This is a genomic window from Streptococcus parasanguinis (assembly GCF_009717775.1).
Classification (GTDB): domain Bacteria; phylum Bacillota; class Bacilli; order Lactobacillales; family Streptococcaceae; genus Streptococcus; species Streptococcus parasanguinis_AG.
On sequence record NZ_WMZF01000001.1, the window covers coordinates 495,211 to 511,788 of the forward strand.

At 40.6% G+C, this 16,578-nt stretch carries 16 protein-coding genes and 1 other annotated feature; all 16 genes read right to left on the reverse strand.

Going from position 1 to position 16,578, the window contains the following annotated elements; translation table 11 throughout:
- Positions 1 to 184: 184 nt before the first annotated feature.
- Entirely contained in the window at positions 185 to 844 is a 660-nt protein-coding gene (locus GMC92_RS02550) for a DNA alkylation repair protein (RefSeq protein ID WP_155199627.1), read from the reverse strand.
- 15 nt (positions 845 to 859) lie between these two features.
- Complete coding sequence (gene cls, locus GMC92_RS02555; protein WP_155199629.1) at positions 860 to 2,434, reverse strand: cardiolipin synthase; 1,575 nt, start codon at positions 2,432 to 2,434, stop codon at positions 860 to 862.
- Positions 2,435 to 2,563: 129 nt separating this feature from the next.
- A complete protein-coding gene (locus tag GMC92_RS02560; protein ID WP_155167729.1) occupies positions 2,564 to 3,070 on the reverse strand; it encodes a GNAT family N-acetyltransferase in 507 nt (168 codons plus the stop codon).
- A gap of 115 nt (positions 3,071 to 3,185) precedes the next feature.
- On the reverse strand, positions 3,186 to 5,213 hold the full coding sequence (locus GMC92_RS02565; RefSeq protein WP_155199630.1) for a glycosyl hydrolase family 28-related protein: 2,028 nt from the start codon (positions 5,211 to 5,213) through the stop codon (positions 3,186 to 3,188).
- Positions 5,214 to 5,402: 189 nt separating this feature from the next.
- Complete coding sequence (locus tag GMC92_RS02570) at positions 5,403 to 7,181, reverse strand: ABC transporter ATP-binding protein (RefSeq protein WP_023918195.1); 1,779 nt, start codon at positions 7,179 to 7,181, stop codon at positions 5,403 to 5,405.
- Between the two features lie 13 nt (positions 7,182 to 7,194).
- Entirely contained in the window at positions 7,195 to 8,931 is a 1,737-nt protein-coding gene (locus GMC92_RS02575; RefSeq protein ID WP_023918197.1) for an ABC transporter ATP-binding protein, read from the reverse strand.
- 177 nt (positions 8,932 to 9,108) lie between these two features.
- A complete protein-coding gene (locus tag GMC92_RS02580) occupies positions 9,109 to 9,558 on the reverse strand; it encodes a hypothetical protein (RefSeq protein ID WP_023918199.1) in 450 nt (149 codons plus the stop codon).
- A 108-nt stretch (positions 9,559 to 9,666) separates the two neighbouring features.
- Positions 9,667 to 10,119, reverse strand: coding sequence for a hypothetical protein (locus tag GMC92_RS02585; RefSeq protein WP_003007432.1), 453 nt, complete (start codon positions 10,117 to 10,119; stop codon positions 9,667 to 9,669).
- Positions 10,120 to 10,266: 147 nt separating this feature from the next.
- Positions 10,267 to 10,710, reverse strand: a complete 444-nt coding sequence (locus GMC92_RS02590; RefSeq protein WP_023918201.1) for a hypothetical protein — start codon at positions 10,708 to 10,710, stop codon at positions 10,267 to 10,269.
- A gap of 238 nt (positions 10,711 to 10,948) precedes the next feature.
- Positions 10,949 to 11,317: a 50S ribosomal protein L7/L12 gene (gene rplL, locus GMC92_RS02595; RefSeq protein WP_003001622.1), complete on the reverse strand. Its 369-nt coding sequence runs from the start codon at positions 11,315 to 11,317 to the stop codon at positions 10,949 to 10,951.
- 74 nt (positions 11,318 to 11,391) lie between these two features.
- Positions 11,392 to 11,892 carry a 50S ribosomal protein L10 gene (gene rplJ / locus GMC92_RS02600; RefSeq protein ID WP_003001722.1) on the reverse strand — a complete coding sequence of 167 codons (501 nt, stop codon included), beginning with the start codon at positions 11,890 to 11,892 and terminating at the stop codon, positions 11,392 to 11,394.
- 38 nt (positions 11,893 to 11,930) lie between these two features.
- Positions 11,931 to 12,065: a sequence feature (ribosomal protein L10 leader region), on the reverse strand.
- Between the two features lie 61 nt (positions 12,066 to 12,126).
- The gene (locus tag GMC92_RS02605) at positions 12,127 to 12,924 is read right to left on the reverse strand and encodes a formate/nitrite transporter family protein (RefSeq protein WP_155199632.1); all 798 of its coding nucleotides are present in this window, start codon (positions 12,922 to 12,924) and stop codon (positions 12,127 to 12,129) included.
- A gap of 167 nt (positions 12,925 to 13,091) precedes the next feature.
- On the reverse strand, positions 13,092 to 13,796 hold the full coding sequence (locus GMC92_RS02610; RefSeq protein ID WP_021153281.1) for a glucosaminidase domain-containing protein: 705 nt from the start codon (positions 13,794 to 13,796) through the stop codon (positions 13,092 to 13,094).
- Between the two features lie 149 nt (positions 13,797 to 13,945).
- Complete coding sequence (yihA, locus tag GMC92_RS02615) at positions 13,946 to 14,548, reverse strand: ribosome biogenesis GTP-binding protein YihA/YsxC (RefSeq protein ID WP_003016353.1); 603 nt, start codon at positions 14,546 to 14,548, stop codon at positions 13,946 to 13,948.
- An 11-nt stretch (positions 14,549 to 14,559) separates the two neighbouring features.
- Complete coding sequence (clpX, locus tag GMC92_RS02620) at positions 14,560 to 15,792, reverse strand: ATP-dependent Clp protease ATP-binding subunit ClpX (RefSeq protein ID WP_003001797.1); 1,233 nt, start codon at positions 15,790 to 15,792, stop codon at positions 14,560 to 14,562.
- 208 nt (positions 15,793 to 16,000) lie between these two features.
- Positions 16,001 to 16,510, reverse strand: coding sequence for a dihydrofolate reductase (locus GMC92_RS02630; protein WP_021153282.1), 510 nt, complete (start codon positions 16,508 to 16,510; stop codon positions 16,001 to 16,003).
- Between the last annotated feature and the right edge of the window lie 68 nt (positions 16,511 to 16,578).

Below are 16,578 nucleotides of genomic sequence, written 5' to 3' on the forward strand. Positions count from 1 at the left end.
CAAAAAAATCCTGATCCGAAGACCAGGATTTGAGGCACCTTTCGGTGAGAACCGCCGGTTCACACAACTGTTCAAGGTCCGCTCCTGCGTTACAATTGAATGTAGACCTCCTCAGCGCAAAAGGCTCCTAAGAGCCAATCGACTCATCGCATAAATCTAGTTTACCATGAACATCCACAAACTGTCAAGAAGGTAGGTACTTGCTTCCTTCTCGAATACTCAAAGGAGATAACTGCTCTCGATAGCGGTCGATAAAGGCCCCTACCCAATCCGGATTAACCTTGGAATAATTGCGTAAACTCCAGCCGATTGCCTTATTTATAAAGAACTCGCTTTGACCTAGATTATTGAGGATCACTTTTTCTAACAAATCCGTATCTGTTTTTTCTTTCCTCATAAGCTGGTGATCAATGGCAATCCGCCTCAACCAAAAGTCCTGATCCTTACTCCAATCCAGCATAACCTGCTTGGTTTCTGGATAGTGAAAAGTAATCTCTCCGATGATAAGGTCCAATTGATCTATACTGTCCCACCAGGATTTGGTTTGAGCCAATTCCTTTAGCTTTGGAAAATCTTCAGGTCTAAGCTCCTTCTTCTTTTTATCCAGATAATCCATAGCAATATATTGGAACTCACGGTAGGGTTGCTGCCAACACTCTTCCACAAAAGCCCAATCAATTGGATTCTTTATGAAAAGCTTAAAAAAATCTCTTTCAATCTTTTTGAGAATTGGTTTTTGAACGCCAAGAAAGCTGAATTTATTTTTCATATAAGCTTCCATTGCTGGGACTTTCTCTGGATCAGCTTGGTCTTCTAACAATTTCAAAAGAATTTTTGTATCCATATGATTCCTCCTTTTTTACATCAAAGGTCCAATCAAAGAAAAGAGATAACCACCTAGACGATGTGCTATAGGAATTTTTGACAAACTTTCCAATGTTACTTCCTCCGAGAGAGACTGGGTTCTCTCAAAATCTTGTTCAATGTTAAGCACTTCCGGATTCTTATAAAGATATACGCCATCTTCAAAATTTTGATAAAGACTTCGGTAGTCTGTATTAATGGTTCCTACCACAGCTTGTTGGCTATCAGAAACATATACTTTAGCATGGACAAAGCCTGGGCTATAACGGAAAATACGGACGCCAGCATCCAAGAGGGCTTTAAAATAGGTCGTCGCAATATCAAAGGCATACTGTTTATCTGGAATCCCTGGCATAATGATCCGAACATCTACTCCTCGTTTGGCCGCGAAAGTCATAGCTCTAACCAATTCGTCATCCAAGATCAAATAAGGGGTCATGATGTGAACATAATCGGTCGATGTATTCAGTAAATGAAGATAAACATCCTCAGCCACTTTGTGATAGGTCAATGGTGAATTGCCATAAGGGAGTACAAAGCCCTGACTCTTTCTTTGTTGAGGTTTTTCTTGTAGATAGCGCTCCATATCCCTTTTATCTTCTATTCCAGTCACTTTCCACATGGTCAAAAAGAGAGCTTTCAGTGTTTGAACTGCTGAACCATCTAAGCGAAGGGCCGTGTCCTTCCAATGACCAAAGCGTTCTCGTTTATTGACATACTCATCAGCGATATTAACGCCACCAGTATAAGCAACTTGACCATCAATTACTGTAATTTTTCGATGGTCTCGGTAATTGTAATAGGTTGATAGAATAGGCTTGACTGGTGAGAAGGCCTGGGCTTTAATCCCAACCTTGTGCAAGCGCTCGATATAATCATAGGACAAGGTAGTCATCTCATTCATTCCATCAAACATGACACGAACGTCCAGACCTGCCTTGGTCTTCTCCTCCAAAATGGCTAAAATCTCGCCCCACATGATCCCTTCGTCGATAATGAAATATTCCATGAAGATATAACGCTCCGCCTTTTTCAAATCCTCCAACAAGGCTGGAAGCATGTCATCTCCAAGTGAAAAGTAGGTTACCTCTGTGTTGCTGTAGATAGGAAACTGGGCTGGACTATGCTCCAAAAAATAAGCTAATTTCTGTAATTGGCGATCACTTTGGGATAAATAATCAGCAACTTCTGGATCGGTGCTTAGATAGTCAGATGCCTGCACTGTAGCATCCTCAAGCCGCTTCTTCAAGCGTCTCACACCCAAATCAGCTAACGAAAAGTAAAGCAGAGCTGTCCCAAAAATTGGAAAGAGGGCAATGATAATCACCCAGGACAGTTTGGAACGAGAATCCATGGAACGATTGAGCAAGTAAAAGAAGGTAAAGACACTCAACAAGTGTTCCCATAAGATAATGGATGGGAAATGCTCTTGTAGACTGAGATATGAAAAGACAAGAAAGGCCAATTCCAGTAAGAAGAACAGAAGAATGGGAACCTTTCGGTTAAGTAGAATTTTGGCCCATCTGGAGGGCTTTTGAGGTAACAGCCTAGCACTTTGTTCTTCAGTCATAAAGGCTCCTTTCATGTAGGGGAGACCATCACAACTTTCCGGTCTCTTTCAGTAATTTTATTAGTATCATTTTAGCCTATGAAAAAGTCAGGGATAATTAACTATTGCGATTTACAAATGTCGTGATTTCTACTGTATTTTTCTCACCGGCCCTTCGATCGTCTTTTGCATCCAGACGATATCATGCCATTTGTTAAACTTATAGCCAATCTTTGGGAAATGAGCCACTTGGACATACCCTCGCTTTTCATGCATGGAAATGCTCGCTTCGTTCGGAACTGCGATACAAGCCAGAAAGCGTAAGTAGCCTCGTGCTTGCAACTCCTCTTCTAAGGCAGTATAAAGGGCCGATCCGATCCCTTGTCCACGCGCTTCTTTTGCTACATAAATAGACAATTCAGTGGTCCAATCATAGGCAGCGCGTGCATAATAGGTCGAAGCATAGGCATACCCCACAACTTTCCCATCCACTTCTGCGACCAAATAAGGAAATTGGGTCAGCGTTTTTATGATGCGACTTTCAAATTCCTGGACAGTCGGCACATCAACCTCAAAGGTAATGGCTGTCTCTGTCACATAAGGTTGGTAAATCGCTCGGATAGCTGCTGCATCGCTGAGCTGAACGGGTCGAATCATTATGGTGGCCTCCTCATTAGATTATACCTAGTATACCGATATGCCTTCTCACTGTCAATGAAGGACTAGCAGCAAGCAAAAAATCCTGGAATTGTATCCAGGATTTCCATCCTTCTTAAACCGTTTGACGTAACCCCATCATCCGGTAAAGGAATAAAGCACTCGGAGCTTTCAAAAAGCTCTTTTGCTTGGAATTTGTTGCTTTTAAGACATAGTTAGGTTTGACTGTTTTAGTGACTGTCTTTGCTTGTTTAAGATTCAGACCGGTTTGTTTTTTAGACGGTTGAACTTTCGATGGTTGAAGGGGAACTTTCACTGCGCCTGTTTGAAGGGGTTTTTCTTTCACCTTCAAGGCTTGTACAACTGGTTTTGAAGCAGGAGCAGATAGTCCTCCTTGAGCTGAATGAGAGAGTTGACTCATGGTTTGATTATTTCTGACTTCGACATGGTTTAGGATACCTCCATTTGGATTGAGGTGATCGGTCACACCTGTATCAAATGGCGCTACAAATACATTGTCCTCAATGGTGACATTTTTAATATCTCCATAGCGCGTTTCAACATCAATCGATCCACGATGCTTGTTGTAGATATCGCTCTTCGTTCCTGTGCGCTCCAAGAGATTGTGGTGAACCCGAATCCCTTCTTCATTCAAATCAAAGTTATGGCCCTTAAAGACAGTCGTCAAGCGAATTCCAGCATCACCGATATTGTCTTTAATCCGATTGTAGGCAATCTCATGGCCTTTTCCACCAAAGATCCCAACACCACCAGCGCGCCAACCGAGTTCAATCGTATTGTGCAAGAATTTATTATTTTCTGCTACTGCCGATTCTGTCCCATCTGCAATACTTGACCAGCTGGCAAGTCCGTCATCTCCATTCCCACGGATACTAGAATTGCGGACAATCGAATTCTTAGTCCCTTGGGCGAAGTTAACTCCGTCAGCTAAATTGTTTCGCAAACGGACATTTTCTACTACTAGACCATCTGTGTACTTCATATCATTTTTGCCAGCATAATCGCCAATCCACATGCCAACTTCAAAGTGTTCGGCCCAAATATCGTGAATATGAGAGTTCTTCCCTGGTGTTCCAGAAATGGCCTTGTACTGAGCGTTTTCACCATAGCGTGAACGGAGGTTGGAGGATAGATAGACATCGCTAAATTCAACATGGTTATCTTGATGAAGGAAGTCAAAACCACCGCCACCAGCTAGGTCGCTAGTGAAATGCAGTTGGGTATGCCAGATACCAGCCCCTGAAATCTTCATATCAGAAGCATCGATACCGACTTTTCGATTGAGATTAAATCGCCCAGCTGGGATATAGACATTCTTTCCGGTTTGTTTAGCTTCATAAATCGCATCATAGAGGGCCTGGCTGTCATCAGTATCGTCGTTTGGCGTAGCTCCTTTAGAAACAATATTGATAGCATTATCCCCTTGAGCAATCGGGTCTGGAGCTTGCTCGAATTCCACAAAGTCAAGGCCGTAATGGACGTCGTCTGACCTGTTTTTCACCAGTGAAACCACATCTCCTTTTTGAAGCTGAAGGCCTGGAAGGAGGCTGTGTACTTCATCAAATTGGAACCGAGCGCGTGTATCAGCCTGGGCACTATCATGAACACCTTTGTCATTCAAGTACTGCCAGTTAGACGTGGATGAAAGATCCAATTGTTGAACACTATGACCATTCACCTGTACATCGAGTTGTCCACTGGCTCCATCTGGCACTGTATAGCGTACAGTTAAGGCATTGGCTGGTTCATTTACCTTAAAGGAGACACCATCTCCTTTTTCTTTTAAAGCGACATAAGTCTGATCAGAAGCTTCAATAGCTGTTGAGTGACTGTCTTGAGACTGCTCTACCTCTGCCTTTCCAAGGAGGTTCCCTTTGTCTGCTTCATAACGGGTGTAAGGCATAGATGCGCCATATTGGCTGGTATCTACTTGAGAGCTAGCGGGATCAGAGGTTGTCGCTTCTTGCCCTTGTGTTTGGATTTGTGTCTGCTCTCCAGCTTGATCAGCTGCCACAGATTGTCCAGTCAAAAAACAAGCCCCCATGATCGCAATCACGACAGAAAAGACTCCAAGCTTAGACTTGCGAATGCCAAAAACGATATCTTTGTTTAAATGATTCATCACACATTTCTCCTTTTATTTTTTACAACAATTCTATCCTAATAAAAAATATCATGACAAACAAGGTGAATTGTGTGAATATTCTGTATCAATTTGTTGCAGATATGTTAACCTTTTTATGTAGTAATAAAAGTGAGCAAGAAAAAGAGGCTGAGAATTCTATCTCAAACCTCTTTTGATGACACGCGCTTATTCCGCTTTTTTATTTGAAAATTGGCTATTGTAGAGCTCATAGTAGAACCCTTTGTCTGCTAACAAGGATTGGTGATTTCCTTGCTCGATGATTTGACCATCTTTGAGGACAAGGATTTTATCTGCTTCTTGAATGGTAGACAAGCGGTGAGCAATAACAAAGCTAGTCCGCCCTTTCATCAAATTCTTCATCGCTTTTTGAATCAAGAGCTCTAAACGCGTATCGACAGAAGACGTCGCTTCATCCAAAATCAAAATCTTGGGATCAGCAAGGAGCGCACGCGCAATAGTTAGAAGTTGCTTTTGCCCTAGAGAAATATTGCTAGACTCCTGGTTCATTTCCATATTGTAACCACCAGGAAGCGTCCGGATAAAGTGATCGACATTGGCTGCCTTTGCAGCTTCCACAATTTCTTCATCCGTTGCCTCGAGATTACCAAAGCGAAGGTTTTCTTTGATGGTTCCTTCATATAACCAAGCATCCTGAAGCACCATTCCGAATTGTTTGCGGTAATCTTGGCGTGACAGATGGCGAATATCATGACCATCCACTGTAATCGATCCCGCAGTCACATCGTAAAAGCGCATGAGCAGATTAATCAGAGTTGTTTTCCCTGCTCCGGTTGGTCCGACAATGGCCACCATTTCACCTGGTTTGACTTCTAGGTTGAAATCACGAATCAAGGGTTTGTCCGCTACATATTGGAAATCAACGTTTTTAAAGCTGACTTGCCCTGTCAAATCTCCAGAGAGGGTTTCTGTCACATCTGCTACTTCATCTGGTTCATCCATGACTTGGAAAATCCGATCTAGAGACGACTTAGCACTTTGTAGCTGACCTGCCAATTGGGTCAAGTTTTGAATTGGTTGGTTGATCTGCCAAACATATTGAACGAAAGCCTGCATATTCCCGACAGTCAAACGGCCTGCTATCACTTGCAAGCCACCAAACAAAGCGATAATGAGATAAGTCAAATCTGAAATCCCATTTAAAATCGGCATCATTAAGCCGGAAATGAAATTAGCCTTGAATCCTACCTTTTGAAGGTGATGGGTAATATCATGAAACTCTTCCTGGGAAGATTTTTCCCGGACGTAGAGCTTAAGGACATTAAAGCCTGTTAAATTTTCTTGTACAAATCCGTTCATTGCCCCCAAAACATCTGCCTGCTCTTTAAAGTAAGGCTGCGATTTTTTCATGATAAATCGAGCACTGAAATAAGTGATCGGAATGGACAAGATGACCACTAGCCCCAGCTGGATGTTTAAGTATAAGACCATGCTGATGACAAAGAGCAAGGTAAAGATAGCGTTGACGATTTGTAAGAAGGACTGTTGCAAGGCATTCGAGACGGTTTCGACATCGCTAGTAAAACGTCCCAGCAAATCTCCGAACTGATGCCGGTCAAAATAAGAAACGGGAATGTGATTGATTTTATGGGACAAATCATTTCGCATGTCCTGAACGGTCTTTTGAACAGCATTAGTCATGAAATAGTTGGAATAATAAGATCCCAACTCATAGAGGACCCCACGGAATAGATAGAGCGTCATAATGATCGCGATATAGGAGGTGTTAAGACCAGCTCCCGCAAGGCCTTTTGCTATATCCATGAGATTTTTTGTCAACTCAGTAATGGCAAGCCCCAAAACAAAGGGTTCGACAACACTCATGACGACACTCAGGATTTTTAAGAAAATGGACAAGCAAACTTCCAAGCGATAGGCTCTCAAATAAGTCCATAGTCTACTAAAACTGTTTTGTTCTTGTTTCATCTGCTTCTCCTTTCTATTCCTCTGTTAATGATGGACTATCGAGCTGCGAATTGGCAATTTCGCGATAGATCTCATTGCTTTCCATCAATTCATCGTGGGTTCCTCGACCAACGATTTCCCCTTGGTCCAAGACAATAATTTGATCCGCATCCATAATGGTTCCCACACGTTGCGCTACGATCAAGACGGTCGCATCTCCTGTAACTTCTTTGAGACGCTTCCGCAAAGTGGCATCCGTCTTGTAGTCTAGGGCAGAGAAGGAATCATCAAAAATAAAGACATCTGGATCTTTGACAACAGCACGAGCGATGGATAAGCGTTGTTTTTGACCACCCGAAAGGTTGCTACCACCTTCTGCTAAATGCGTGTCGAAGCGTTCCTCACGGCTGTCGATAAATTCCTTGGCTTGGGAAATATCAGCCGCTTGTTCTAATTCTTCGACAGATGCATCTTCTTTCCCATAACGAAGGTTTTCAGCAATGGTTCCTGTAAAGAGCAAGGCCTTTTGTGGAATAAAACCAATCTTTTGGCGAAGGGCTTTCAGATTGTAGTCACGGACATCCACACCATCCACCAAAATCTTCCCAAGTGTTACATCATAGAATCGAGGAATCAGCTGCACAAGCGATGATTTCCCAGAACCGGTCGAGCCGATAAAGGCGATCGTTTCGCCGGGTTTGGCCTGAAAGGAAATGTTGTGAAGAACTGGACTCTCCGTCTCACCTGGATAAGCAAAGGTGACATTGTCAAATTCCAAATAGCCACGAGATGCTGTTTCTGTTACACCATTCTCATTTGGATCGATCGAAATGGGCATATCCATGATTTCCTTGAGACGACGGCTAGAAACCGCAGTCCGAGGATACATGGTAAAGAGATTGGCTAAAAAGAGGAAAGATAAGAGCGCGTGGAAGCTATACTCAATAAAAGCAACCAGATCCCCAATTTTCAAACTACCGTCATGAAGAGGATCCAAAGCAAACCAGACAATCGCCACAATCATAGCAATGATGATCTGCACAAATAAGGGCTCTGTCAAACCAGTAAGTTTGAACAATTTATTCGAGTTTTCTGCGTAGACTGCATTTTCAGCCGCAAATTTCTCTTCCTGGAATTCTTCACGGGCAAAGGCACGAATCACACGAAGTCCAGTCAAATTTTCACGTGCAAATTGATTAAGATGGTCCAGGGTCTTTTGTTGCTTCTCGGAAAGTGGACGTGTCTTAACTGCTACATACCAGACGACGACAGCAAGAAATGGTACAGAAACCGCTACAATCCACGCTAAAGAAGGACTGGTCGTGAGAATCAAGAGAACACTGGAAACCATCATCAAGGGTGTAATGACCCCCATCTTCAACATAGAATCCGCAAACTGCATCAAAACAAAGGCATCCGAAGTCAAGCGAGTGACCAATGACGATACCCCAATTTGCTCATACTCGCGATGCGAGTACTCCTGTAACTTAGCATAGAGGTCATTGCGCATATCGCGGACCATGGTGGTCGTTAGTTGACCAACCGCGTAAGACAAGATAATCCGTCCCACAATCCCAAGCAAAATGATCGCAAACATGACCCAGCCCCAGAAATATAGCCGATCCACATCACGCGGGTTAATCCCCTCATCAATCATGCGAGCTAGAATCGTTGGCAAGCCCAAATTGACAATAACAAACAGGACCGCTGAAAATAGATTCAGGGCTAGCCACTTGGGATACTTTTTCAAGTAAGACCAAATATAAAGCATAGATGATTCTCCTTTTCCATAAATAATAACCTTGATCACACAGAAAAGAGGGAGCGAGACGAAATCATTTTCAAAGAAAATCATTCCTGCCCCAGTCCCATCTGTAGTCTCATTCATTATACCAAACTAGTCATAAAAGTAAAGCAAAAGAGCAGGTTTCCCCACTCTTCATATGCATTATTTCGTGCGTTTGAATTTAGCGTTTTTAAGAATCATAAGATCCCCTTGGTTGCTATTACTTAACTTAGAAAGATCAAATGTCAAATAATCACCATCGACCTTGTATGTAATCTTTTCTCCTTTACCATCATTTGACGAGATTGTTTTCTCTTTTTGATTGATTTTGACATCATAAGATCGCTCATTCTTTTGACCAGCGACTTCACCCGCGATGCTGAGGGTTCCTTTAGAATCTTTGATCTTAATAGAAACTTCAAAATTAATAACGTTTCCAATAGACTCTAATTGACTACCTGATAAGCCTTGCTCCTCAAGAATTTTCTTGAGTTCAGTTTTTGATGGTTTGTAGACATAAGTCCCATTATCACTTTTTGCACCACATGCCACCAAGAGGACTGCTGCAAAAACTGCAACGAAAGCTAAAAGAATACGTTTAATATTTTTCATAATCAATCTCCTAATGTATTTTATAATCAGATTTTACCACTATTTTAATACCGATTCAAGATGTTTTAAAGAAGAAAAAGAGCAGATACTCTCTGCCCTTCTCTTGTATTATTTTGTACGTTTGAATTTAGCGTTTTTGAACATTTCCAAAGCAGCTTCATGACCTGAACTCTTCTCACCAGATAAATCAAAAGTGAACACATCGCCTGAAACTTTGTATTTAACCTTCTCACCTTCACCTGTTTTAGATTGAAGAGTTTTCTTTTGTTGGTCAACTTTCATATCAAATGATTGGTCAGTCTTTTGTCCCATCATTTCACCTTTAATTTTAAGGCTACCTGTTTTATCTTTAATGGTCACTGAAACTTCCAATTTAACATTGTCGATCAATGCATCTACACTTGAACTTGGAGCACCTTGTTCTTCAAGGATTTCCTTCACTTCAGTTTTTGATGGTTTGTAGACATAAGTCCCGTTATCACTTTTGGCACCACATGCCACCAAGAGGACTGCTGCAAAAACAGCTACTACAGCCAAAAGAATACGTTTAAAGTTTTTCATAACTTCTCCTTTTTAGTTAGATTAACACTATTATATCAACAATTCAGGTACACGGCAATGAAAGTTTATAAATGTCATATTCTTGTAATATTTCTTGTATCAACAAAGAAATAGAATAAGGCGGAATTTAAATCCCGCCATGATTGCTTATTTAACTTTTTTGAACTTAGCAATTTTCATGTAGTTATTAAACATGTCTGTGTCACCCATCAAAGAATTCTTCACATCCTTAATCGTTAACACATTTCCTGAAACTTGATAAGTAATTTCCGCTTTCCCATACTCATTTTCTGAGACAAGAGTTTTAGCTTTTTGGTCTACTTCCAAATCAATCACTTGATTTACATTTTGACCACCTGCATTGGTGTCTACTTTCATCTCACCTTTCTTATCATTGATTGTAATCGAAATAGTGAATGAGTAATTATCACCTATCAAAGATTGAAATTCACTTGGCATAATATCTTTGATCTCATCCTTAGTAGGCTCAAACACGTAAGTCCCATTATCGCTTTTAGCGCCACAAGCTACCAAAAGGACGGCTGCAAAGACAGCTACAACAGCTAACAAAAGACGTTTAAAATTTTTCATCATCTTCTCCTTTATGATATGATTTATAGCCATTATAGCAACAAATTAGCAACATCTCAAGGGAATATAGCAAATGTAACATCATTAAAACTGCACTATTTAGTAGGTTTAGAGAAAATAAAGAGAGCTACACATGTTAGCTTTATAAAAGTCCTCTATTCACATTCTATCATCATTTTTTTCAACGACAAAAAAACCGAGGCCTAAACCTCGGTTTTCATTTTGATTGGAAACTCTATTATTTAAGAGTAACTGAAGCTCCAGCTTCTTCCAATTTACCTTTGATTTCTTCAGCTTCAGCAGCTGCAACACCTTCTTTGATGACACCAGGTGCACCATCAACAAGTTCTTTAGCTTCTTTAAGACCAAGACCAGTGATTTCACGCACAACTTTGATAACGCCGACTTTCTTGTCGCCTGCAGATGTCAATTCGATATCGAATGAATCTTTAGCAGCACCTGCGTCAGCAGCACCAGCTGCAGCAACAGCTACAGGAGCAGCTGCAGTTACACCAAATTCTTCTTCGATAGCTTTTACAAGGTCGTTCAATTCAAGGATTGAAGCTTCTTTAATTTCAGCAATAATGTTTTCAATGTTCAATGCCATTGTTATTTCCTCCAAATAAGTTTTAATTTTATGTTTTTATTTTTTGTAGCTAGGCTACGCTGCGTAGCTTAAGATTAAGCTGCGTCTTCTTTGTTGTCTGCAACCGCTTTGACTGCAAGAGCAACGTTGCGCACTGGCGCTTGAAGTACAGAAAGGAGCATAGAAAGAAGTCCTTCGCGGTTTGGAAGAGTTGCAAGTGCAAGAATCTCTTCTTTAGATGCGACAGCGCCTTCGATTGCACCACCTTTGATTTCAAGTGCTTCAGCGTCTTTTGCAAAATCGTTCAAGATTTTCGCAGGTGCGATAACATCTTCGTTAGAAAATGCTACTGCAGAAGGTCCAACGAATACAGATGCAAGATCTTCAAGACCAGCTTTTTCAGCTGCACGACGCAAGATTGAGTTTTTGATAACTTTAAACTCAACTTCGCTTCCGCGAAGGTTGCGACGGAGAACTGTATCTTGCTCAACTGTCAAACCGCGAGAATCTACAACGACGATTGATGCAGCAGCTTTCATTTTTTCAGCTACCACGTCAACAAGTTCCGCTTTTTTAGCAATAATTGCTTCACTCATTAGTGTGTTCACCTCCGTAATTATTTTGCTTGGGGAATTTTTCCAAAAGAAAAACGCGCCCAAACCTAGACACGAAAGTACAATACGCTTCTTTTAATTGATACGTTTTGTCCTCGGTAGGATCTTTATGAGTCGAGCTCCCCTACTGTCTTAGGCAGTTTTTTCAAACCGTAGATTAGTTTATCATATATAAAAAAAGAATGCAAGTACTTTTGCAAACTTTTTTTATATTTTTTAATCGTTATAAAGACTCTTGATATTATTCAACCAAGCATAGGCTAGTCCCATTAGAACTCCTCCTCCTACCCAGTTGGCAAAGAAAGTCACGCAATAATGTCGTAAAATATTTAAAAACTCAAAATGCGGTAATTGGCTAGATACTGAATTAAAGCTTAATAATGAGAAGGAAGCAAAGTTTGCTGCCAAGTGTTCATTGGTCATAAAGACAAACATATAGATAGCTGAGAGGGCTAAGAGAACCTTGGCTGTTTCATCTTTGAAATATAGATAAGAAAGAATAGCAATATTTACGAAGATATTGGCAATAACTCCTTCAAAGAAAACCACTTGATTGCCTCGTTGGAGTTTATTTTCTGCTACCGTGGCTAGGAAACCTTTTGGATCGATATGTGCAAAGGCAGTTGTTTGATTGAAAAGAAAAGCGACGATTAAAGCACCAATTAAATTAAAGAAGGTACAATAAAGAAGAATCTCCAACGCTTTCTTCCAGTTAATTTTCTTTAGATAGGTACCCGCCGTCAGATACATCATATTTGAGGTGGTTAATTCCGCATTTAAGAATAGGAGGTAAACCAAGCCCCAGGCAAAGATGAATGGAAATAGAAAACGACCAGATCCAGGTACAAAGGTATTTAATAAGTCAGCTGCAACTGCTCCAACCGCCGTACTTAAAGTAAGAAATCCACCCGCAAAAATAGAACGGACTGCATAGCGCGTTTTAGATTTCTGATAGAGATCTTCCTTCTTATTACACGCCGCTCCAACTTTTTGAATAAAATTAGATTCAGACATAATATTCTCCTTATATAATGTTTGTGAACAAAATCATTATATCATAGAGAGAAAAGTTTGAAAAGGTTTTCAGGAAGAATTCTTAACTTTTCATCATATACGTTTTATATCGAATATCACTGTGTGCTAAAAACAAATAAAAAAACAGGCATCTGCCTGTTTTAGTTTTAATAATTCAAACGGTTTGCCCAAGCGATATCCAAATTCAAGATTTCTTGTGAAGTGAACTGTTGACGATATGGATTGTATACCGAACCTGTAATACCACCTTGAACATTTGGTGAATCGTATTGAGTTAAATTATAAGTTTCAATGATGTTATTAAGTTTTGCATAGTAGCTTGTGTCTGTCGCATAAACCCCTGTCAACGCTGCTGTTGCATCTTGATAACTAGAGGTGTTGCTCTTCCAAGCACCTGCAAAATGTCCTTGTTTCAAAACAGCTACGTAGTCCTGCAATGATTCGTAGTAGGATGGGTAAGAACGAAAAGCATCATTAATGGTATAGGCATTTCCAGCCCCGTCATCTTCCCAAGTTTGCATCACTGCAGATTGGCCAGCATAACTTCCTTTAATCCCGAAAAGGTTGTAATGCGGATAAGAAGACAAGCCAGACTGACCTGATCCACTTTCAAGGATGGCTTGTGCGATCATAACGGAAGCATAAAGGTCATTCTCTTGACCGAGCTGACGAGCTGACTCACCAATTTGTGAGATGAAAGCTTCAGTAGGGTCTGAATAAGCTTGGTAAGTTCCATCATTAGCACCAACTGATGTGACGTGCTCGCTCATAGCAGCAGCAAATGTCCCCACTGCTAATACAGAAACGAACAAACCAAATAATTTCGTTTTATTCCGTATTTTCTTTTTCATAATACAATTTATCTCCAATTAATTTTTTATCATCTTTTATCTTTATAGAGATTATACCATATAAATAGAAGAAAACAAAGGCACTTATATTACACTTGTATTACAATTGCGAGATAAATCCAAAACAAAAATGACATTTTCATGTCATTTCAATTTATTTCGTAAAACGCATTTTCTAAAATAGCATCCCAGGACTTCTCTAGTCCTTCCCTGGTTACAGAAGAAAAGACGATAAAGGTGTCAGCTGGATCAAAATCTAGTTTTTTCTTGATGATCGATTCATGTTTGTTCCATTTTCCACGTGGAATTTTATCTGCCTTAGTCGCTACCAAGATTACTGGAATTTCGTAGTACTTTAAGAATTCATACATTTGGACATCATCTGCAGAAGGTTCATGACGAAAATCGACTAGGCTAACGACTGCTTTTAAGTTCTCCCGGCTAGTGAGGTATTCTTCAATCATCCTTCCCCACTTCTCGCGCTCTTTTTTTGAGACACGTGCGTAACCATAACCAGGTACGTCTACCAAACGGAGTTTATCATCGATATTGAAGAAATTGAGCAATTGGGTTTTTCCTGGTTTCCCAGATGTTCTGGCCAGGTTTTTTCGATTTAAGAGAGTATTAATAAAAGAAGACTTGCCGACATTGGATCGACCGGCAAGTGCAACTTCTGGAATCTCATCTTGAGGATAATGGCTCTTATTTGCAGCGCTTAAGAGGATATCCGCATTATGTGTGTTAATTTCCATATTTTATCTTTCTAGGCTGTTTCGAGAATTGGTTTTTCAGTTCCGTCTACAGCTTCTTTTGTAATTCGAACAAGTTTGACATCTTCTTGACTTGGAATTTCAAACATGACATCCATCATGGTTTCTTCGATAATTGAACGAAGTCCACGAGCTCCTGTTTTTCTTTCGATGGCTTTATTAGCAATCTCTTGAAGGGCTTCATCATCGAATTCCAATTCAACATTATCATAAGAAAGCAAGGTTTGGTATTGTTTTACCAAGGCATTGCGTGGCTCTTTCAAGATACGGACAAGGTCGTCAACTGTCAATTGCTCAAGAGCAGCAAAGACTGGAAGACGTCCGATCAATTCTGGGATAATCCCGAATTTTTGAATATCTTCTGCCACGATTTCTTGCATGTAAGAGCTTGATTCATCAATAGCTTTATTGTTTTTACCGAAACCGATGACTTTTTCACCGAGACGTTGTTTGACAATTTCTTCGATCCCGTCAAAAGCCCCACCTACGATGAAGAGGATGTTCTTGGTATCCACTTGGATCATCTCTTGTTGAGGGTGTTTACGTCCCCCTTGAGGTGGGACACTAGCGACGGTTCCTTCGATGATCTTCAAGAGGGCTTGTTGTACCCCTTCACCAGAAACATCACGTGTGATAGAGACATTTTCACTTTTCTTAGCGATCTTATCGATTTCATCGACATAGATAATGCCTCGTTCAGCACGCTCGATGTTGAAATCAGCTGCCTGAAGAAGTTTCAAGAGAATGTTTTCAACGTCTTCTCCCACATAACCAGCTTCTGTCAAGGCTGTTGCATCTGCAATGGCAAATGGGACATTCAAGCTACGTGCTAAGGTTTGGGCCAAGAAAGTCTTACCTGAACCAGTAGGACCAATCATGAGGATGTTTGATTTTTGCAATTCAACATCTGTCTCGTCTTCGCGCGTATCATGGAAGTTGATGCGTTTGTAGTGGTTGTATACCGCTACAGCAAGGGCACGCTTGGCGCGATCTTGACCGATGACATAGTGGTTCAAGATATTGAGCAATTCGATTGGTTTTGGAACTTCACTAAGGTCTGCAAGAACTTCTTCTGCTAGCTCCTCGCGAATAATTTCTTGTGCTAACTCTACACATTCATTACAGATAAACGCGTTGTTTCCTGCAATGATTTTTTGGACTTCATCTTGACTCTTTCCGCAAAATGAACAATAAACCATCATATCATTATTTTGATTCGTTGGCATGTATTTCCTCTTTCTGTCATTTTCTGTTTCTATTTAGTTTAAAATAAGGTCATGTAAAAGGCGTGAATGGAATTCACAAGATTGGTAAAAGCATTTAGTAAGAATAAAATAGCGAGGCCGAACCGTTTTTTACGAAAGGTTTGTAAGGCGCAAATCAAACAGATGACACATAGGACAGCTGTAAAAAAACCAAAGACACTTCGCTCCATTAGTCTAAATCCTTTCTCTTATAATAGTTGACCGTAAAATCATAGGGGTTCTTCTCATCTTTTGGATGATGGACTTGACGGACTCTTTCATAGCGATTCTCTTCAAATCTCGGTGCCAATGTATCGCCATCAATATCCGCATGAATCATGGTCTGGATCAACTCTTCTAACTGGTCAGAAAAGAGCCTTAAAATCTGACTGCCTCCAATAATATAAAGATTCTTCTCTTGCTTCTGATACCACTCCAAGACTTCTTCCTTACTGTGCATGACGAGTACAGCATCGTTTTCAGGATCATAAGCTTGATCTTGCGTTAAGATAATACTAGTTCGACCTGGTAGAACCCGTTTTTTCATACCATCAAAGGTCACTCTTCCCATGAGAATGGCTTGTCCCATGGTTGTTTCTTTGAAATGCTGAAGCTCAGCAGGCAGATGCCAAGGCATCACTTGGTCTTTTCCAATAATGCCATTTTCAGTCTGAGCCCAGATACCAATTATCTTTTTCATTCTCTCATCCTTTACACTGATACTTCTATTTTATCAAATTTTCTTATAAAAGACTGATTTCAACTATC